This window comes from Mesorhizobium sp. M0910 (assembly GCF_040319465.1).
In the GTDB taxonomy this organism is placed as follows: domain Bacteria; phylum Pseudomonadota; class Alphaproteobacteria; order Rhizobiales; family Rhizobiaceae; genus Mesorhizobium.
On sequence record NZ_JAMYNZ010000005.1, the window covers coordinates 414,166 to 432,096 of the forward strand.

16 protein-coding genes are annotated in these 17,931 nt (G+C 61.7%); 4 read left to right on the forward strand and 12 right to left on the reverse strand.

Features of this window, described 5'->3' with window-relative positions:
* Window positions 1-65: 65 nt before the first annotated feature.
* Window positions 66-731: a hypothetical protein gene (locus NKH78_RS15765; protein WP_254820173.1), complete on the reverse strand. Its 666-nt coding sequence runs from the start codon at window positions 729-731 to the stop codon at window positions 66-68.
* A gap of 24 nt (window positions 732-755) precedes the next feature.
* Window positions 756-2,156 (reverse strand): selenium-binding protein SBP56-related protein, encoded by a 1,401-nt coding sequence (locus NKH78_RS15770; RefSeq protein ID WP_352688254.1) that lies wholly within the window; start codon window positions 2,154-2,156, stop codon window positions 756-758.
* Between the two features lie 399 nt (window positions 2,157-2,555).
* On the opposite strand from NKH78_RS15770, the gene NKH78_RS15775 reads away from it, so the two are divergent.
* Window positions 2,556-4,880 (forward strand): NADP-dependent malic enzyme, encoded by a 2,325-nt coding sequence (locus tag NKH78_RS15775; protein WP_254820171.1) that lies wholly within the window; start codon window positions 2,556-2,558, stop codon window positions 4,878-4,880.
* A gap of 12 nt (window positions 4,881-4,892) precedes the next feature.
* Here NKH78_RS15775 and NKH78_RS15780 read toward each other — a convergent pair whose 3' ends face one another.
* Window positions 4,893-5,513 (reverse strand): DUF1287 domain-containing protein, encoded by a 621-nt coding sequence (locus NKH78_RS15780; protein WP_352736618.1) that lies wholly within the window; start codon window positions 5,511-5,513, stop codon window positions 4,893-4,895.
* Between the two features lie 258 nt (window positions 5,514-5,771).
* Here NKH78_RS15780 and NKH78_RS15785 point away from each other — a divergent pair, with 258 nt between their 5' ends.
* The gene (locus NKH78_RS15785; protein WP_352736620.1) at window positions 5,772-6,974 is read left to right on the forward strand and encodes a DUF2865 domain-containing protein; all 1,203 of its coding nucleotides are present in this window, start codon (window positions 5,772-5,774) and stop codon (window positions 6,972-6,974) included.
* Here the strand turns inward: NKH78_RS15785 and gltX are convergent.
* The 5 genes from gltX to NKH78_RS15810 form a co-directional block, all read right to left on the reverse strand.
* Complete coding sequence (gene gltX / locus NKH78_RS15790; RefSeq protein ID WP_352736622.1) at window positions 6,892-8,265, reverse strand: glutamate--tRNA ligase; 1,374 nt, start codon at window positions 8,263-8,265, stop codon at window positions 6,892-6,894. The two genes, NKH78_RS15785 and gltX, sit on opposite strands and share 83 nt — an antisense overlap.
* A gap of 133 nt (window positions 8,266-8,398) precedes the next feature.
* Window positions 8,399-10,204, reverse strand: coding sequence for an ABC transporter ATP-binding protein (locus NKH78_RS15795; protein WP_352736623.1), 1,806 nt, complete (start codon window positions 10,202-10,204; stop codon window positions 8,399-8,401).
* A gap of 301 nt (window positions 10,205-10,505) precedes the next feature.
* Window positions 10,506-10,997, reverse strand: coding sequence for a hypothetical protein (locus NKH78_RS32610; protein ID WP_502899808.1), 492 nt, complete (start codon window positions 10,995-10,997; stop codon window positions 10,506-10,508).
* Between the two features lie 26 nt (window positions 10,998-11,023).
* Complete coding sequence (locus NKH78_RS15805; protein WP_352706623.1) at window positions 11,024-12,706, reverse strand: NAD+ synthase; 1,683 nt, start codon at window positions 12,704-12,706, stop codon at window positions 11,024-11,026.
* A gap of 65 nt (window positions 12,707-12,771) precedes the next feature.
* On the reverse strand, window positions 12,772-13,485 hold the full coding sequence (locus tag NKH78_RS15810; protein ID WP_352706621.1) for a DNA-3-methyladenine glycosylase I: 714 nt from the start codon (window positions 13,483-13,485) through the stop codon (window positions 12,772-12,774).
* A gap of 83 nt (window positions 13,486-13,568) precedes the next feature.
* Between NKH78_RS15810 and NKH78_RS15815 the strand changes: the two genes are divergently transcribed.
* Together NKH78_RS15815 and NKH78_RS15820 are read left to right on the forward strand one after the other, a co-directional pair.
* Window positions 13,569-14,132 carry a DUF1003 domain-containing protein gene (locus tag NKH78_RS15815; RefSeq protein ID WP_352479010.1) on the forward strand — a complete coding sequence of 188 codons (564 nt, stop codon included), beginning with the start codon at window positions 13,569-13,571 and terminating at the stop codon, window positions 14,130-14,132.
* Window positions 14,129-14,716, forward strand: a complete 588-nt coding sequence (locus NKH78_RS15820) for a DedA family protein (protein WP_352736632.1) — start codon at window positions 14,129-14,131, stop codon at window positions 14,714-14,716. The genes NKH78_RS15815 and NKH78_RS15820 overlap by 4 nt, the downstream gene beginning before the upstream one ends.
* Window positions 14,717-14,719: 3 nt before the next feature.
* Here the strand turns inward: NKH78_RS15820 and NKH78_RS15825 are convergent, their stop codons facing one another.
* The 4 genes from NKH78_RS15825 to NKH78_RS15840 all read right to left on the reverse strand — a co-directional run bounded on the left by NKH78_RS15825 (window position 14,720) and on the right by NKH78_RS15840 (window position 17,765).
* Entirely contained in the window at window positions 14,720-15,307 is a 588-nt protein-coding gene (locus NKH78_RS15825) for a hemerythrin domain-containing protein (protein WP_352736634.1), read from the reverse strand.
* A gap of 102 nt (window positions 15,308-15,409) precedes the next feature.
* Window positions 15,410-15,769 carry a diacylglycerol kinase gene (locus tag NKH78_RS15830; protein WP_352736636.1) on the reverse strand — a complete coding sequence of 120 codons (360 nt, stop codon included), beginning with the start codon at window positions 15,767-15,769 and terminating at the stop codon, window positions 15,410-15,412.
* A gap of 77 nt (window positions 15,770-15,846) precedes the next feature.
* Complete coding sequence (locus NKH78_RS15835; RefSeq protein WP_352736638.1) at window positions 15,847-16,266, reverse strand: GFA family protein; 420 nt, start codon at window positions 16,264-16,266, stop codon at window positions 15,847-15,849.
* A 125-nt stretch (window positions 16,267-16,391) separates the two neighbouring features.
* Window positions 16,392-17,765, reverse strand: coding sequence for a class II 3-deoxy-7-phosphoheptulonate synthase (locus NKH78_RS15840; RefSeq protein WP_352508814.1), 1,374 nt, complete (start codon window positions 17,763-17,765; stop codon window positions 16,392-16,394).
* Window positions 17,766-17,931: the final 166 nt, after the last annotated feature.

The window sequence follows — 17,931 nt, forward strand, 5'->3', positions numbered from 1 at the left end:
GCATGATGCGATCTGACCTTCCTGACATTCGCAGAAGGGAGAATTCCTTTGCCAATGCATGCAAGCTAGCGAGCGAATCCGATACTCGCGATCCCAATTCCGCCCACCAGGATCAGGCTCAGGGCCCACACAGTGTCGAGATTGAACCAGCTTTGTGAGATGAACTTGGGTCCGAGCCATCGATAGACGGCAATGGCGATAACACCGCCGCTTACAATCATCGCGGCCGTATGGACCACGGAGACGGTGGTGGCGGTGATCAGATTACCGGCCATGAGCGTGGTAGCCGCCTGGTGTCCAACATCGAGATCGCCTGCCTGGCACAAGCCGAGATAAATCGGCACCAGCATCAGCCCGGCGCCATGCGCGGTGGCGGCCGCGAAAGACCACAAGGCCAATTGCGCCGGCGGGATACGGGCAAGAACACGCGGGTGGCGCCGGTTGATCAGGAGATAGATCCCGGCTGCGATCACAATCAACCCCGCCGCGATGCGAATCTGTCGTTCCCAGACGATGAGCGTCAGCATCGCGCCGAAGGGCAGCAGGATACCGATCATCGCCACAAAGTGGCCTATTGCCAAAAGGCCGAGCGCCCGAAACAATTCGCCGGCACGTCTGTCCAAAAGGCCGGCCGAAACGGCCAACGGCCAGCCCATGCCAGGATTGATGCCGTGATAAATGCCGCTGGCGACGACGGCCAGCCAGAGACCGGCCGTCGTCCACTCGCTCATCGCTTCATTGACCCGGGCAGTCGGTTACACCGACGGATAGCAGAACGAATCCGTCGAGCAATCGCCACCTTCCAGACGAATCTGGTGCGAGCGATACCCCTCGGGGAACTCGACATAAAAGTCCTTGTCCAGGGTGATTCCACCGTTCTCGCCGACATTGGCCTTGACCATGGCTGCCGGAATACCATCGCGATAGAACTGATCGTCCCAAGTCGAATACAGGGAGTTGGTCCAGTAAACGCGTTTGCCGTCGCGGCTGATCTCGACCATTTGCGGTCCGCCCCTGTAGTCGCCGCCGCCGGGATGCTTGGCCTTGCGCGTGATGCCGCCAATATGGATGGACCCTGCAAGCTTAGGCTTCATCGGATCGGTCACATCGTATTGGCGCATCTCGCCGGTGCCCCAGCAGGATACGTAGAGGAATCGGTCATCGAGCGACAGGTCGATGTCGGTTACTAGCGGCGGCACCGCCTCGAAGCCCTGAAGCAACGGCGGCAGGTCATCCTTGGCGGCTGCCTCGGGCGGGATGGTCGCCGTCTTTTCGCAATGGAATTTGCCGCCCTCGCGCCACCAGGTCCAGATCGATCCCTCGAGGTTTGTCGTGTCGACGACCACTCCAAGGAAACCGTATTCCTTGACCGGGTCATGGGCGGGGCGGACTTCCAGCGCCATCTGGTGGTTGGCGCCCAGATCGATGGTCTGCACGTTCCTGCGTTCGCGCAAATTCCAGAAATGCACCCGGTGTCCGTATTTGTTCGACAGGAGGTCTTCAGGCACGATGCCCTGCTCGAACTGGGGCGGAAGGGCCCACTCGCTCGACACCATGTAGTCGCGTGGCAGGTTCCACCAGAAATCATACTGCTTGTCCTGCGGCCCGCGATCGATCTCGTAGCGCCCGATGACGTCGAACGTCTGGCAATCCATGACAAAGATGCCGGGAGGTCCGTCGGTGCCGTCAGGGCCACCGCCCCCAAGCGTCGAGACATAAATACCTTCCGGACCGCAGTGAATCGTATGAGGCCTGGAATAGCCCGTCTTGGCAAACACTTCTTCTGGCTCGATGACCTTGTGGATCTTGGCCTTGGTCGGTCCGCCCTTGGTGTCGATGACGTAAATGCGCGAAGATCGAATACCGGGAATGATCAGAAAGCGGCGCTCGAGAAACGGGTGACCATTCAGCGGCGAAAGGGCCGAAGAGCACGCGTTCCAGCCGAAATGGTGAAACTCGTCGCCCTTGTTCGGCATTATCACGCTATGGACGACCTTGCCGTAGTCCTTCGACTTCGGGTTTACGTCAACTATGGCTAGTCCATCTGGCTGAGAGAAGTCGGGACTCAACATCAAAGTGTAGGCAAAATTTTCGACTGGCGCCTGCATTGCGAGCTTGGCAGTCGCGTGGAAAGTCGGGTCTGGCCGTACAGTCATTGTCGTCCTCCCTTGGCAGGTTAAGCAGTCCGACCGACAATCAGGGGCACGATCTGTGATGCGTTTGGATGTCCGCCGAAAACGTCGGGGCGCTTTGTTGTTCGCACGCTATTTCGTGCGACTTTTCGAAGAATCTCACGGATTTTGGAGAACTGCAATGTCGACTTGTTTCGCCGCAAGGCCTCTGTGAGCGACGAGCGCCACCAGACATTCGAACTGGGCGGCGTACCTCGCCGCAGCACCCCGCCTATCGCCCCAACATCTCAATGGCAGACCGCACAGGAGGGCGGGGGTGCAAGCCGCAAGCTCGCGCTTGCGACATATCACCTCTCGAAAAGCCTCGGCTGCATGCTAAGAGACTCAAAACACCAAACGGACTGAACTGAGGAGGCGGCCGTCATGACAGGCGAAAGCAAGAAGGCGGCCCGATCCGACCTCGACGAAGCGGCGCTCTATTTCCATAAGCACCCCCGTCCCGGAAAGCTTGAAATCCAGGCGACGAAGCCGCTGGGCAATCAGCGCGACCTGGCGCTTGCCTATTCGCCGGGCGTCGCCGCCCCCTGCCTTGAAATCCGCGACGACCCGGCAACCGCCGCCGACTATACAGCCCGCGCCAATCTGGTCGGAGTTGTCACCAACGGTTCGGCGGTGCTGGGCCTCGGGAATATCGGTCCGCTCGCCTCCAAGCCGGTGATGGAAGGCAAGGCGGTGCTGTTCAAGAAGTTCGCCGGCATCGATGTCTTCGACATCGAGATCGACGCACCGGGCATCGAGCGCATGGTCGAAACGATCTCGGCGCTGGAACCAACCTTCGGCGGCATCAACCTGGAAGACATCAAGGCGCCCGAATGCTTCGAAGTCGAGGAGCAGTTGAAAGCCCGCATGGGCATACCAGTCTTCCATGACGACCAGCACGGCACCGCCATCATCGTCGCCGCCGCCGTGCTCAACGGGCTGGAATTCGCCGGCAAGTCCATCTCGGACATCAAGATCGTCACGTCGGGCGCTGGTGCTGCGGCGCTTGCCTGCCTCAACCTGCTGGTCTCGCTCGGCGCGCGGGTCGAAAACATCTGGGTCACGGACCGGTTCGGCGTCGCCCATAAGGGCCGCGTCGAGGAGATGGACCGCTGGAAAGACCCTTATGTGAAGGACACCGAGGCGCGTACGCTGGCCGACGTTCTGCCCGGCGCCGACGTGTTTCTCGGCCTGTCTGCTGCCGGCGTGCTGAAGCCGGAATTGCTCCACCACATGGCGCCAAAGCCGCTGATCCTGGCGCTGGCCAATCCCAATCCCGAAATCATGCCGGAAGCAGCACGGGCGGCGCGGCCCGACGCGATGATCTGCACCGGCCGCTCCGATTTCCCCAATCAAGTCAATAACGTACTCTGTTTTCCTTACATCTTCCGTGGCGCGCTGGATTGCGGCGCAAGCGCCATCAACGAAGAGATGAAGATGGCTGCTGTGCGAGCGATTGCAGCGCTCGCCCGCGAAGAGCCGTCCGACGTTGCCGCGCGTGCCTATTCCGGCGAGACGCCGATCTTTGGTCCGGAGTTCCTGATCCCCTCGCCTTTCGATCCGCGGCTGATCCTGCGCATTGCCCCTGCTGTCGCCAAGGCAGCTTGCGAGACCGGCGTCGCGACCCGGCCGATCACCGATTTCGCCGCTTATATCGACAAGCTGAACCGCTTCGTCTTCCGCTCCGGCCTGGTCATGAAGCCGGTGTTCTCGATGGCCAAGACGTCGAGCGCCAAACGCGTCATCTATGCCGACGGCGAGGACGAGCGCGTGCTTCGCGCCGCCCAGGTCGTGCTCGAGGAAGGCATTGCCGAACCGATCCTGATCGGCCGCCCGCATGTCATCGAGGTGCGGCTGAAGCGCTACGGGCTGCGCATCAAGCCGGGCGTCGATTTCGGCTTGATCAACCCGGAAGACGATCCGCGTTACCGCCACTATGTCGACCTTTTGATCGAGCTTGCCGGCCGGCGTGGGGTGACGACGGAAGCCGCGCGCACCATGGTGCGCACCGACAATACGGTGATCGCGGCCCTTGCCCTGAAGCGCGGCGACGCCGACGCCATGGTCTGCGGGCTCGAAGGCCGTTTCGAGCGCCATTTGCGCAACGTGACGCTGATCATCGGGCCGCGCCCCGGCATTCGGGATCGCGACCTGTCGACGCTGTCCATGCTGATCTCGCAGCGCGGGATCATTTTCCTCACCGACACCCATGTCTCCGTCGATCCGACCGCCGAAGAAATTGCGGAAATGACCGTTTTGGCGGCCGAGGAAATTCAGCGTTTCGGCATTGAGCCCAAGGCAGCGCTGCTGTCGCATTCTGATTTCGGCTCCCGCGATTCGCCAAGCGCCATGAAGATGCGGCAGGCGGCGGCGATCCTGGCGCGCATCGCGCCCGACCTGCAATGCGACGGCGAGATGCATGCCGACTCGGCACTATCGGAGCAGCTGCGCCAACGCGTCTATCCGCATTCGCGGCTGAAGGGCGAAGCCAATCTGCTGGTGTTTCCCAATCTCGATTCGGCGAACATCACGCTGACCGCGCTGCGCACGATGATGGACGCGCTGCATGTCGGCCCGATCCTGCTCGGCACCGACAGCCCGGCGCACATATTGACACCGTCGGTCACCTCGCGCGGCGTCGTCAACATGACGGCACTGGCAGTGGTCGAAGCCGCGCATAAGGCGCAAGCCATCGTCGATCTGGGCTAGCGATGGGCCTTCTCAGACTGGCTTGAACCGGAAATGCCCTGTCTGCCTGAAGGCAAACAAAGTGTCCTCTTCTCTGGCGCCGCCGCCGATATTGTGAATAACCAGCCTTCTTGTCGGCACCACAGTGGAGCGATTGGACGACACGATGGCAATATGCGACAGATTGCCGGGCAGCATCTGTGCGACGAGATCCCCAGGCCGATAATCGGCGGGGTCTTGGCTGACGGGCAAGGCAGCACCGCGCCGCTCGAAATAGACCGCAAGATTGGGCACACGGCGGTGGTCGATGTTGCGGTCGGGCGCCTTCAAGCCCCACGCCTTCGGATAGGCGGCAAAATTGGCCCGCATATCCTCATGCACCAGTTCTTGCAGGTCGAGACCGAAGGCGCGGCGATAGGCACGGATCACGACATCCGTGCACACACCCCGCTCTGGCTCAACGTCCCCGCCCGGATAGGCTAGGCGTGTATAGGTCGGATCGTAGAGCGTGGTGACGCCGATCTGCTCACGAGCGGCTTCGACCAATCTGGTGCCCCAATCCGGCGTGACAAGCTTTTCCTGCGCCATGGCGACCGGCATCGCCAGGCATAAAAGACCAAATTGCACCGCGGCTCGACGGGTAATCGAGGTCATCCCAAGCCTCCGGGCATTACTGAATCCAGGCATTCTTCTCGGCGAATACGCCTTTTTCGTGCAACGCCAGGATGTCGCGGTTCTGGCTCTGTCCGAAAAGGCCGTGGGGGGTGGTCGGCATGACAGCCCTCGTCGTAATCGCGCACAGGCGCAAGCCATCGCCGATTTGAGCCGAAGCCGGAATTGGCGGTATGCTAAACGAACGGTTAACCGCGAGCGCGGTAGTTCTGAATGACAGGCAGGTGGAGGTCCGGAGGGATGACGGGCGCACATTGCAAGCTGACGCGGGCAGCCGCGCTGCTCGGCGTCCTGCTACTGTGCGGCATTGCCGTCACTCAGTCGCAGGCCGCTTCGCGCCTCTGCCGCCAGCTTGAAGCCGATCTTGCCGCCGCTTCTCGTGGTGGCGGCGGCAAGCCGGCCCTGCTCAGGAAATATGACGACGCGATCGTCCGGCAGCGCCAGCAGATTTCAAAAGCCGTCAGCCAGTCCAGCAGCGCCGGCTGCGGCTTCTCGCTGTCTCGCCGCAACGCCAACGCATGCGCGGCACTCGACGCCACCATCGATCGCATGGCTGCCAATCTCGACGCCTTGCAGGCCAAGCGCACTGAGCTTGCCGGCGGTGGTTCGCGACGCGATCGCGCGCGCATATTGGCCTCGCTTGACGCCAATGGCTGCCGCGATGATGCGGCGTCGACGCCCACACCGGTCCGCGAAGCCAGCCGTGAAAACGGCAACCGAAGCCTGCTCGACCAGCTTTTGGGCAGTGAACCTGGTGCGCCCGACCAGCCCGAAGAGCTCGACCAGGCTGAAGAGCTAAGTCAGCCGCGCAACATCCGCAGCATCCTCAACAACGCCGACGAGTTGGGCCAGCCGCGACGCGAATTCCGCACCATGTGCGTGCGGACCTGCGACGGCTATTTCTTCCCGATGTCGAATGCTGCCTCGCTGGGCGATTTCGAGCGCGACCAGAAGAATTGCGAATCGAGCTGCCCCGGCACCGAGATGCAGGTTTTCTACACGCGCGGCATGAACGACGATTCGGCGTCGATGACGTCTTCAGTGACCGGCAGGCCTTATATCGAACTGTCGACGGCCTACCTCTACAAGCAATCCGACACGCCCCGGCCGCCGACCTGCGGCTGCAATGCCGTGCAGAATTTCCAGATTATCGCCGGCAACCCGCCAACCCCGGCACAATCCGAGGCGAGCGTGGAGACCACCCCGTTCATTCCGCTGCCGGTTGCCAAGCCTGATCCGGGCGCCGACCCGGAGACCTTGGCCAATTCGCAAGGCGGCCTCGACCGTGAGGCGATCAGACGGCTTGCCGCCAAACCTGTGCCCTCGCCGACATCGCTGCCGCCGCCGGAGCAGCGCAAGGTCAGGGTCGTCGGGCCAACGTTCCTTCCCGACCCAGCAGCGGCAACAGATCTGCAAGCTCCGGACCGGAAGACTGTCCCGTAAGCGCCAGCCTGAGCGGCATGAACAGGGCCTTGCCCTTGCGGCCGCTCGCCGCTCGGATCTTGCCCGTCCAGTCCTTCCAGACGGTGCCGTTCCAAGGCTCTTCCGGCAGCAGCTCGAATGCCTGGCGAAGAAAGTCGCGGTCCTCGTCGGAAAACTCCGCCGGCTCCTCTGGACCGTCTCGAAGCGTACGCCACCAGATCGCCGCATCGGCCAGTCTGTCGAGATTGCCGCGCACCGCCAGCCAGAAAGGCTCGGCCTGTTCGCCGGAGATGCCGAGCACGATCAGCCGGTCGCGCGCCTCTGAAAACGGCATGTGGTGCAGCAGCGTGCGGTTGAGCACGAAGAGCTCGTCTGAGTCGAATTTGGCGGCGGATTTCGATGTTGCAGCCGGATCGAAGCGCTCGGCTAGCTCGGCCATCGTTGGCACCGCTACGACGTTTTCCGAGGTACCGACGAGCACCGCCAGCGAAGCCACCGCTATCGGCTCGATGCCGCTCTCACGCAGGCTCTGAATGGACAGCGCGCCGGTGCGCTTCGAAAGTCCCTCGCCTGATGCCGTTGTCAGGAGATTGTGGTGGCCGAACGCCGGCGGCTCCGCGCCAAGTGCTTGGAACAGGGCTATCTGGACGCCGGTATTGGTGACGTGGTCGTCGCCGCGAATGACATGGCTGACGCCCATGTCGATGTCGTCGACGACCGAAGGTAATGTATAGAGGTAGGTGCCGTCCTCACGCCGCAGAACCGGGTCTGAAAGCGAGGCGAGGTCGACGGTTTCTTCGCCGCGCACCAGGTCGTTCCAGTGGATTTCGGTGCGCTCCGGCTGCAGCGGATCACTGGTGAAGTTGGGCAGCAGAAAGCGCCAGTGCGGCCGCCGCCCATCGGCCTCATATTCCGCCACCTGCTCAGCTGTCAGCGTCAACGCCTCACGGCCATAGACTGGCGGCAGGCCACGCGTGCGGCGCACCTTGCGCCTCAGGTCGAGCTCTTCGGGCGTCTCATAGCAAGCATAGACGAGGCGCGCCTCCTTCAGCTTCTCCAGTGCGGCATCGTAGATTTCCACGCGCCGCGACTGGTACTCCGTGGCGTCGGGGAAGATGCCCAGCCAATGCAGGTCATACAGGATAGCGTCGGAAAACTCCTGCGTCGAACGGGCAACGTCGGTGTCGTCGAAGCGCTGGATGAAGCGGCCTTTGTTCTTGATGGCGAACAGCCAATTGAACAAAGCGGTGCGCGCATTGCCGATATGGATGCGGCCGGTCGGTGATGGGGCGAAACGGACGGTAACTGTCATGAGCGGGGCGTACCGGATGGTTTTGCTGTTGACAAGACGCGCCCCCGCGCTCGGCGGCAGACATAGAACATGACAAAGGCGAAGAAAAGACTGCAGCGCTGCACGTCTATCAAGACGTGCGGCGCCGTAACCGTCAGATCACCAGGCCTTTGGTCAGTTCAAGCGCCTGGCGTTCGAACAGCCGGCGGTAGATGCCGCCTTGCAGCCGGATCAGCTGGTCATGCGAGCCCTCTTCGACGATGCGGCCGCGATCGAACACCAAAAGCCTGTCCAGCGCCCGCACCGTCGACAGCCGGTGGGCAATTACCAGCGTCGTGCGGCCGACCATCAAGCGCTCCATCGCCTGCTGGATCAGCACCTCCGATTCCGAATCGAGGCTCGACGTTGCCTCATCCAGGATGAGAATGCGCGCATCGGCAAGGAAGGCGCGTGCGATTGCAACACGCTGACGCTCGCCGCCCGACAGCTTTACGCCGCGCTCGCCGACCAGCGTGCCATAGCCTTTCGGCAAATTGGCGATGAAGTCATGCGCGCTGGCCAACCGCGCCGCGTGCTCGATCTCGGCCTGCGTGGCGGCCGGCCGGGCATAGGCGATGTTTTCGGCCAGCGACCGGTGAAACAGGATCGGCTCCTGCTGGACGATTGCGATCTGTGCGCGCAGCGACGCCTGCGCCACCTTGGCAATATCCTGGCCGTCGATCAGGATATTGCCCGCAGTCACGTCGTAGAGGCGCTGGATCAGCTTGACGAATGTCGTCTTGCCGGAGCCCGAATGGCCAACCAGCCCAACCCGTTCGCCCGGCGCGATGTCCACCGAAAAGTCGCGATAGAGCGGCAGGCGGTGGCTGCCATAATGGAACGTTACATTGTCGAAGGTGATACGGCCATCGGTGATCCGGATCGGTTTGGCTCCGGGCCGATCCTCGATGCCGAGTGGTACGGACTGGAAGTCGACCAGTTCCTCCATGTCGTTGATCGAGCGCTGCAGATTGCGGATATGCGTGCCGATGTCGCGCAGATAGCCTTGCAGCACGAAGAATGAGGTCAGCACGAAGGCGACATCGCCGGCGCTCGCCTGCCCCCACGACCACAAAAGCAGGGAGAAGCCGATGACCGCTGCCCTCAAAAGCAGCAGCATCGTCCCTTGCGTGGTGCCGTTGACGGTGCCGCGCATCCAGGTGCGGCGCGTGCGACCGCGCCATTTGGCGACGACCTCGGCAAGCCGCGTCTCCTCGCGTTCCTCGGCGCCAAAACCCTTGACCACGGCGTTGCAGCTCACCGCATCGGCCAGCGAGCCGCCAAGCCGTGTATCCCACGCATTTGCAAGCCTTGCCGCGGGCGCGACATAGCCAAGCGACAGCATCGTCGTCACCGCGATGAACAGAACCGAACCGATGGCGACGATCGCGCCCATCAGCGGCCAGAACCAGCCAAGCAGCAGCGTCGAGCCGACGAGCATGACGACCGACGGCAGCAGCGCGATCAGGATCGTGTCGTTGAGCAGGTCGAGCGCCCACATGCCGCGTGTTATCTTGCGCACCGTCGATCCGGCGAAGCTGTTGGCGTGCCAATCGGTGGAGAAGCGCTGGACGCGGTGGAAGGCGTCGGCGGCGATATCTGCCATCATCTTCAACGTCAGCTCGACAATGGCCATGAAGGCGAGATTGCGCAGCACGACACCGGTGAGCGCCAGGGCAACCAACATCGAAAAGGCCGCCATCGCCGCGTTCCACGCAACATCGTCGGCCGCAGCACTGCTGGCGACGGCATCCACCAGCCGGCCGGAATAGAGCGGCGTCAGCACGTCGGCCAAGGTCGACAGCAGGAACGTGCCCATAATGCCGGCAAGCCGCCACGGCTGACGCCGCCAATGGCTGAGCGTGAAGCCAAGAACGCTGCGAAAGGCGCCCGCGCGCAAATCTATTCGAAAACGAGCCATGATGTCATTCGGGCACAAACGAGCCCGATCCCACGAAAGTAGAAATTGAAAAACCGCGTTGGCGCCGTTTGGCGCCCGGAGATGCGGAGGTTTGGCGTATTTGGCGGCCCTGTAGAGGGCGGCGACCGGCAGCGGCAAAATACCTGCCTTGGTTCAGCCTTGCCGCGAGGCTATGTCGCGGCGCACTGACCAAGACTAGGCTTCGCGGCCTCGCATAACGATCTCAAATCCTGGCATTCGGTTCCTCCTGAAGGGGAATCGCGGAGAGGCGTTTATAGAGACGCCTCAACGCCGCGCCAAGTCAGTAGATAGCCCAAAGCACATCTGGTCCAAGCAGTGAGACGATTTTGCAACAACGGCCGGTTGTACGCCGCGTCTGTTCAAATTGCCGGCATACGGTCGAGGCGCATATAGCGGCCGTCGGTGGACGGCCTGAAGCCGAGCTTCTCGTAAACCGCATGGGCGTCGTTGGTCGACAGGCTCCAATGCGTGACAGTCTTGCAATCCGGATGATCGATAAGCGCCTGGACAAGCCGGGTTCCGATGCCTTGCCCGCGATACCCTGGCAGACAATGATGTCGGCGAGATAGGCAAATACCGTACGGTCGGTGATCGCCCGACCAAAGCCGACCTGATTGCCGCCGACATAGGCGCCGACGCACAGTGAATTGGCAAAGGCGCGGCGGTGCAGTTCATCGCTGCGGCCGCTGCCCCAATAACTCTCCTTCAAAATGTCGGATGTCGCCCGGAAGTCGATCTGCGACATGTCAAAGCTGATCTCATAGTTGGCCATGGCTAAACCGTTATGCAGCCAATCGCCTACCCGCCATCCCTGAACCGGTTGGTGATGGGATAGCGGCGGTCGCGGCCAAAATTCTTCCTGGTGATCTTCACGCCGGGCGCCGCCTGCCGGCGCTTGTATTCGGCGACGTAAAGCAGGTGCTCGACGCGCGTCACCGTCGCCCGCTCATGGCCGCGCGCAACGATCTCGTCGACGCCCATCTCGTTCTCGACCAGGCACTCCAATATGTCATCGAGCACCGGATAGGGCGGCAGCGAATCCTGGTCGGTCTGGTTCTCTCGCAGTTCCGCCGAGGGCGCCTTGTCGATGATATTATTCGGGATCACCTCGCCGGACGGACCGAGCGCACCCGGCGGCACATGCGCGTTGCGCCAGCGCGCCAGCGCATAGACCTGCATCTTGTAGAGGTCCTTTATCGGGTTGAAGCCGCCATTCATGTCGCCATAGAGCGTAGCGTAGCCGACCGACATCTCGCTCTTGTTGCCGGTAGTGACCACCATCGAACCGAACTTGTTGGAAATCGCCATCAGGATGGTGCCGCGGGCGCGGCTCTGCAGGTTTTCCTCGGTGATGCCTTCCTTGGTGCCCTCGAAAAGCTGCGTCAGTGTGTGCAGGAAGCCCTCGACCGGCTCGAAGATCGGCACGATATCGTAGCGGCAGCCGAGCGCGCGGGCGCAGTCCTCGGCGTCCTTGAGCGAGTCCTTCGAAGTGTAGCGGTAAGGCATCATCACGGCGCGCAGCCGTTCCTCGCCCAGCGCATCGACGGCAAGTGCCGCGCAGATCGCCGAATCGATGCCGCCGGAAAGGCCGAGCACGACATTCTTGAAGCCGTTCTTGTTGACGTAGTCGCGCAAGCCCAACATGCAGGCGCGATAGTCGGCCTCCTCCTTTTCAGGGATTTTCGACATCGGTCCGTCATAGCAGACCCAGATGTCATTCTTTCGCTTCCAGGTGGTGACGTTGACCGTCTCCTCGAACTGGCTCATCTGGAAGGCCAGCGTCTTGTCAGAACCTATGGCAAACGATGCGCCGTCGAAGACCAGTTCGTCCTGGCCGCCAAGCTGGTTGGCATAGATGATCGGCAGTCCGCATTCGATGACCTGGCGGATGACGATCTGGTGGCGGACATCGACCTTGCCGCGATAGTAGGGCGAGCCGTTGGGCACCAGCAGGATTTCCGCGCCGCTTTCGGCCAGCGTCTCGCAGACGGCAACTTCGCCCCAGATGTCTTCGCAGATAGGCACTCCCACGCGCACGCCGCGGAAATTGACCGGCCCCTGGATCTCGGGGCCGGCCTGGAAGACGCGCTTCTCGTCGAACTCACCGTAATTCGGCAGATCGAGCTTGTAGCGTTCGGCAAGGATTTTGCCACCATCAGCAAAGATGATCGAATTGTGCGTGCCGGTCTTGCGCTTCAACGGCGTGCCGATGATGAAGCCCGGGCCGCCGTCGGCGGTATCGCCGGCGAAATCCTCCGCCGCCCGCTCGCAGGCCTTCAGGAATGCCGGCTTCAACACCAGATCCTCAGGCGGATAGCCGGCAAGGAAAAGCTCGGTGAACAGCACGAGGTCGGCGCCTTGGCGGGCGGCATCCGCCCTCGCCTCGCGCGCCTTGGCGAGATTGCCGGCGACGTCGCCGACCGTCGGATTGAGCTGGGCGACGGCGATGCGCAATATGTCTGGAGCGGTCCTGTCTGTCATGCCCGTGGGTTTAGCGCGGCAAAATTCGTCGGGCAATGGCGTTCGTTTGGACCAAACAGTCGATCCTATTCGCTCATATATTCGCGCAAGGCTTCCGGCGGATGGTTCTCGCCGATCGACATTGCCAGAATGCGCGAAATGTGTCGGCGCGGCAGCCCGGTTTCCGCCGCCCAGGCGTTGATCTGCGCCTGGATCCTGCCCAAATCCCTCTTCGAGGTCGGGCTCTCCGCGATGTTGAGTCCAGCATCGCGCAGTGCGGCCGCCATATCGGCCGAGACAACAAAAGCGTCCCACTCAAGCCAGCGCAGAAAATACTGGCCGGTATTGCCGCCGAGCCGGCTGCCGTGCTTGCCGAGATAGGCCATCAACCCGACCTGGTCATCCGCCGGCCAATCGGCCAGGAACTTGCCGAAGCCGCCGTGCTCCTTCGACACACGCTCGACGAAGGCCGCGTTGTCGCGTACGGATTTGATCTTCTGCGGATTGCGCACGATGCGCTTGTCGGCGGTGAGATCGTGCCAGAAATCGTCAGGCTGGAACAGCAGCCGCTTCGGTTCGAAGCCAAGAAATGCTTCCTCGAAACCCGGCCATTTCTGCTCGATGACGCGCCAGACGAAGCCGGCGGCAAAGACCCGCTCGGCCATGGTCGACAGGATCCGGTCATCCGCAATCTTTGCCACCGCGGCATTGTCAGGCATTGGACCCAGCAGCGACGTAAGGGCTGCCTCACCGCCTTTGCGTTTCGCTGCACGGGCGCGAATTTTCTGAAAATCCACCATTGTTTCCTGACCCCATCGCGTCAATCTACCACTTCTCGTATGAACCGGCAGCTTCTACCTCATCGCTGACGACGGAGGCGACGATGAACAAAACGATCGAGGACCTGGCAAGCCGCTGGCTGAAGCGAAAGCCGGACGGCCTCAGCGCGCTCGAAAGCCGGGTACTGCAATCTACGCTCGAGCGCACCACGATTTCCAAGGACACCAACAAGGCCGTCGCCTTTCACCAGACGTTTGGAGATCGCCTGGCCGACACCATCGCCCGGATCGGCGGCTCGTGGTCCTTCATCCTGGCATTCATTGGCTTCCTGATCCTGTGGACGGCAGGCAATGTCTGGCTCTTGTCGAGCGCCGCCTTCGATCCCTATCCATTCATCTTCCTCAATCTCGTGCTTTCCATGGTTGCCGCCCTGCAGGCGCCAGTGATCATGATGGCGCAGAACCGCCAGACCGAGCGCGATCGAATCGACGCCGCCCACGACTATGAGGTTAACCTCAAGGCCGAGATCGAGATCATGGCGTTACACGAAAAGCTCGACGAACTGCGCCACAGCCAGATCATCGGCATGCGAGACGAGATCGCCCGGCTGGCCGAGCAGGTGAAGCGCATCGACGGCATTCTGTCGAAGCAGCGAACGTCTTCATGACGGAAGCCATCCATCGTCTCATTGAGCAATATGGGTTGGTCGCGGTTTTCCTGGGCTGCGTGGCCGAAGGCGAAAGCGCCGCCATCCTTGGCGGTTTCTTCGCGCATCAGCATGTTTTCGTCCTGTGGCAGGCTTTCCTCGCGGCAGCGCTCGGCGCTTTCGGTGGCGACACGTTCTTCTTCATCTTGGGGCGGAGCTTCGCCGACCATAAATTCGTGATCAGGCTCCGTGCCCGGCCGGGCTTCAGCCACGCCTATCGCCTCGTCACCTCTCATCCCAACATCTTCGTGCTGTCGAACCGCTACATCTATGGCCTGCGCCTGGTCGGTGGTATCGCGGCGGGGCTGTCCGGCATCGCCGCGGCGCGTTTCGTCATCCTCAATGCCATCTCATCGGTGGTCTGGGCGGCGCTGTTCTGCACGGTCGGTTATGTGTTCGGGCTGGGCGCCGAGCGCATCGTCGGCCAGACGCTGGCCCGCCACGAGCGGCTGCTGATCGCTCTGGCAATTGGCCTCGTCGTGGCTATCCTCGGCTGGCTGGCGTCGCACTTCCTCGCCAAGAAGGAGCTTCGCAAGGGAAGCTGATCGTCAATCTATGCCGAGCGCACGGTCGCCCTTTTCCAGGATCAGCGGGATGATCAGGTCTTCCTCGTCGGCAAGATGCCTGGTCAGCATGGCGATCAGCCGGCTGTTCTCGTCGGCATAGGTGTCGGCGGCGAAGCGCTGCTTGACCTCGCTCTCCTGAAGCGTGCGGATGAAGGCATTTGCCACCTCGGCATTGCGCTCCAGTCCCTCATGGATTGTGCGGTGATCGGCATCGAGAATCTCGAAGCCGCGCTTCAGACGGGTCTCGGCCCTGGCGAAGACCGGGAAATAATGATGGTCCTCGACATTGTGATGGCCGTCGAGATTGCCGAGGAAATGGTTGAGGCGCGGCGCGAACCAGCGCGCGAATTCCGGCGCGTTCAGCCTACCTTCTCGATAATCGCCGATACCACTGGTGAGCTTGTCGCCAAGCTCGCGGAACATATTGTGCCGCTGCAGCCACATATTGGCCACGCCGTGGACGTTGGCATGCGCCTGCCAGATCTCGCGCGGATATTTTTCGGCCAGCCAGCGCAGATCGTCCGGCAGGCCCTCACGTTCAAGCAGCAGAAATCCGGCGGTATCGGTCATGTCGGTCCCCTCAGACCATGATCCCGAAAAGTGGTACCGGTTTTTCGGAAAAGATCATGGTCAAAACGAGAAGTGCAGTGACGGCATGTAATGTTTGAAACGTCAGATCGGTACCCCGAGGATCCGCTCGACGATGGCGACGCCCCAGACGCCTGCAGCGATTACCACCGAAATAAGCACCGCCAGCGAACCGCAATCCTTGGCCAGCTGGATATCGATGTTGAATTCACGGCTGAACGCGTCGCATGCCGCCTCGATGCCGGTGTTCAGCACCTCGGTCATAATCATAAGCAGCACCGCGCCGATCAGCAGCGCATAGCCGCGCCACGATTCCGAAAGGAACCAGCCGAGCGGCAAGGCAAGCACAAGCAGCGTCAGCTCCAGCTGGAAGGCCTCCTCGCTGGCGGCCAGTTTGCGAAATGCCCGCACCGAGTTGTAAAAAGCGTCGATCAGCCGCTGCATGCCAAAACCCTTCGGAATCACCGGCAGGGGATTAGCGCAATGGCTGGACCAAGGGAATAAGGCGACCTCTTCAAAAATCAGTCGCCTGCCACCTTGATCGACGGCGTTGACTTCTCGAATTGCGGCAGCCCGTCGTCGACCTCGTAATAGTCGCCCTTGTCGCCGACGAAGATGTGACATTCCCCTCGAAGTCCGGTTGGCGCGTCAAACAGCCCGGCCAGGACTGAAACATAGCCATCATCTGTCGGCTTCCAGAACAGCAGCGAGCCGCATGTCTTGCAAAAACCCCGTCTGGCAAACGAAGATGCCTCGTACCAGGTGATGCTGTCCGCGCCCGTGATCGTGATGTCGCGGTCGGCAACATTGGTCGCCGCATAAAAATGCCCGCTCTGCTTCCGGCACTGCGAGCAATGGCAGTAGATAACACCGCGCAGCGGTCCTCGTGTCTGGAACCGCACTGCCCCGCACAAGCATGATCCGGTGTGACTGTCAGCCATATCGGCCTCCCGATGCAATTGCCGTCGCTTCGCAGGATTCCAGTTTTGCGTGCGTTAGGCACGAGCAAATGCGACACCCGCCGGACGCGTTTCGCTGACCACCTCGATGATCGAATACGTTCTAATCAGCCGTTGACGGCCTGCTTGTGCTGGACCGGATGGCTCTTCTTGAGCAGATCGGACACCAGGAACGCCAATTCGATCGCCTGGTCGGCGTTGAGCCGCGGATCGCAATGGGTGTGGTAGCGATCCTGCAATTCTTCGGCGGTGATGGCGCGGGCACCACCGGTGCATTCGGTGACGTTCTTGCCTGTCATCTCGATGTGTATGCCGCCGGGATGCGTGCCTTCGGCGCGGTGCACCTCGAAGAACGTCTGCACCTCCTTCAGGATGCGGTCAAACGGCCGTGTCTTGTAGCCGGCGGCCTCGATCGTATTGCCATGCATCGGATCGGAAGACCACACCACACTGCGGCCTTCCTTCTGTACCGCTCGCACCAGCCTCGGCAGATGGTCGGCAACCTTATCGGAGCCGAAACGAGCGATCAGCGTCAGCCGGCCGGGCTCGTTCTCCGGATTGAGCAGATCGATGAGTTGCAACAGGCCGTCCGGCGTCAGCGACGGCCCGCATTTCAGCCCCAGCGGGTTCTTGATGCCGCGGCAATATTCGACATGCGCATGGTCGGGTTGGCGCGTGCGATCGCCGATCCAGATCATGTGGCCAGAGGTGGCGTACCAGTCGCCCGAGGTCGAATCGACGCGGGTCAGCGCCTCTTCATAACCGAGCAGCAGCGCCTCATGGCTGGTATAGAAATCGGTCTCGCGCAGCGCATAATTGGTCTCCGAGGTGATGCCGACGGCCTTCATGAAGTCCATCGTCTCGGTGATGCGGTTGGCGAGCGACTCGTATTTCTCGCCCTGCGGGCTGTCGGAGACGAACCCGAGCATCCATTGATGCACGTTCTCCAGGCTGGCGTAGCCGCCCTGGGCGAAGGCGCGCAAAAGGTTGAGCGTCGCCGCCGACTGGCGGTACGCCATCTCCTGTCTTGCAGGATCGGGAATGCGCGACTTGGCATCGAACTCGATGCCGTTGATGATGTCGCCGCGATAGCTGGGCAGCGTCACACCGCCCTTGGTCTCATTGTCGGACGAGCGCGGCTTGGCGAACTGGCCGGCGACACGGCCGACCTTCACCACCGGTTGAGCGCCAGCGAAGGTCAGCACCACCGACATCTGCAGGAAGACGCGGAAGAAGTCGCGGATATTGTCCGCGCCATGTTCGGCGAAGCTCTCGGCGCAATCGCCACCTTGCAGAAGGAATGCGTCACCGGCAGCGACGGCTGCAAGCTGCTTCTTCAGCTTGCGTGCCTCACCTGCAAAAACCAGCGGCGGAAAGGTGGCGAGCTGGGCTTCCGTGTTCCTCAGCGCGGCAAGGTCCGGATAGGCAGGAACCTGCTGGATCGGCTTAGCTCTCCACGAATTCGGCGACCATTTCGTCATCGAAGCACCTAACGCTCTTTTCACGCGGACGCCATCGCCCGCCAATCCGCCCCATATGGGGTCGCGGCTGCATACACGAAGCCGATTTCCTATTCTAGACCGGAATCTCAGCGCTGGCGAATGGCACGGCAGGGCGAAAGTACCAGCGCCGTCATGGTCCAGAGCA

Bases quoted from the DNA above. Each gene is read 5' to 3' on its own strand.
- NKH78_RS15795 (WP_352736623.1), bottom strand. From the start codon at position 10,204: ATGGCTCGTTTTCGAATAGATTTGCGCGCGGGCGCCTTTCGCAGCGTT.
- NKH78_RS15785 (WP_352736620.1), top strand. From the start codon at position 5,772: ATGACGGGCGCACATTGCAAGCTGACGCGGGCAGCCGCGCTGCTCGGC.
- NKH78_RS15805 (WP_352706623.1), bottom strand. From the start codon at position 12,706: ATGACAGACAGGACCGCTCCAGACATATTGCGCATCGCCGTCGCCCAG.
- NKH78_RS15765 (WP_254820173.1), bottom strand. From the start codon at position 731: ATGAGCGAGTGGACGACGGCCGGTCTCTGGCTGGCCGTCGTCGCCAGC.
- NKH78_RS15780 (WP_352736618.1), bottom strand. From the start codon at position 5,513: ATGACCTCGATTACCCGTCGAGCCGCGGTGCAATTTGGTCTTTTATGC.
- NKH78_RS15825 (WP_352736634.1), bottom strand. From the start codon at position 15,307: ATGACCGATACCGCCGGATTTCTGCTGCTTGAACGTGAGGGCCTGCCG.
- NKH78_RS15840 (WP_352508814.1), bottom strand. From the start codon at position 17,765: ATGACGAAATGGTCGCCGAATTCGTGGAGAGCTAAGCCGATCCAGCAG.
- NKH78_RS15770 (WP_352688254.1), bottom strand. From the start codon at position 2,156: ATGACTGTACGGCCAGACCCGACTTTCCACGCGACTGCCAAGCTCGCA.
- NKH78_RS15810 (WP_352706621.1), bottom strand. From the start codon at position 13,485: ATGGTGGATTTTCAGAAAATTCGCGCCCGTGCAGCGAAACGCAAAGGC.
- NKH78_RS15830 (WP_352736636.1), bottom strand. From the start codon at position 15,769: ATGCAGCGGCTGATCGACGCTTTTTACAACTCGGTGCGGGCATTTCGC.
- NKH78_RS15815 (WP_352479010.1), top strand. From the start codon at position 13,569: ATGAACAAAACGATCGAGGACCTGGCAAGCCGCTGGCTGAAGCGAAAG.
- NKH78_RS32610 (WP_502899808.1), bottom strand. From the start codon at position 10,997: ATGGCCAACTATGAGATCAGCTTTGACATGTCGCAGATCGACTTCCGG.
- NKH78_RS15820 (WP_352736632.1), top strand. From the start codon at position 14,129: ATGACGGAAGCCATCCATCGTCTCATTGAGCAATATGGGTTGGTCGCG.
- gltX (WP_352736622.1), bottom strand. From the start codon at position 8,265: ATGACAGTTACCGTCCGTTTCGCCCCATCACCGACCGGCCGCATCCAT.
- NKH78_RS15835 (WP_352736638.1), bottom strand. From the start codon at position 16,266: ATGGCTGACAGTCACACCGGATCATGCTTGTGCGGGGCAGTGCGGTTC.
- NKH78_RS15775 (WP_254820171.1), top strand. From the start codon at position 2,556: ATGACAGGCGAAAGCAAGAAGGCGGCCCGATCCGACCTCGACGAAGCG.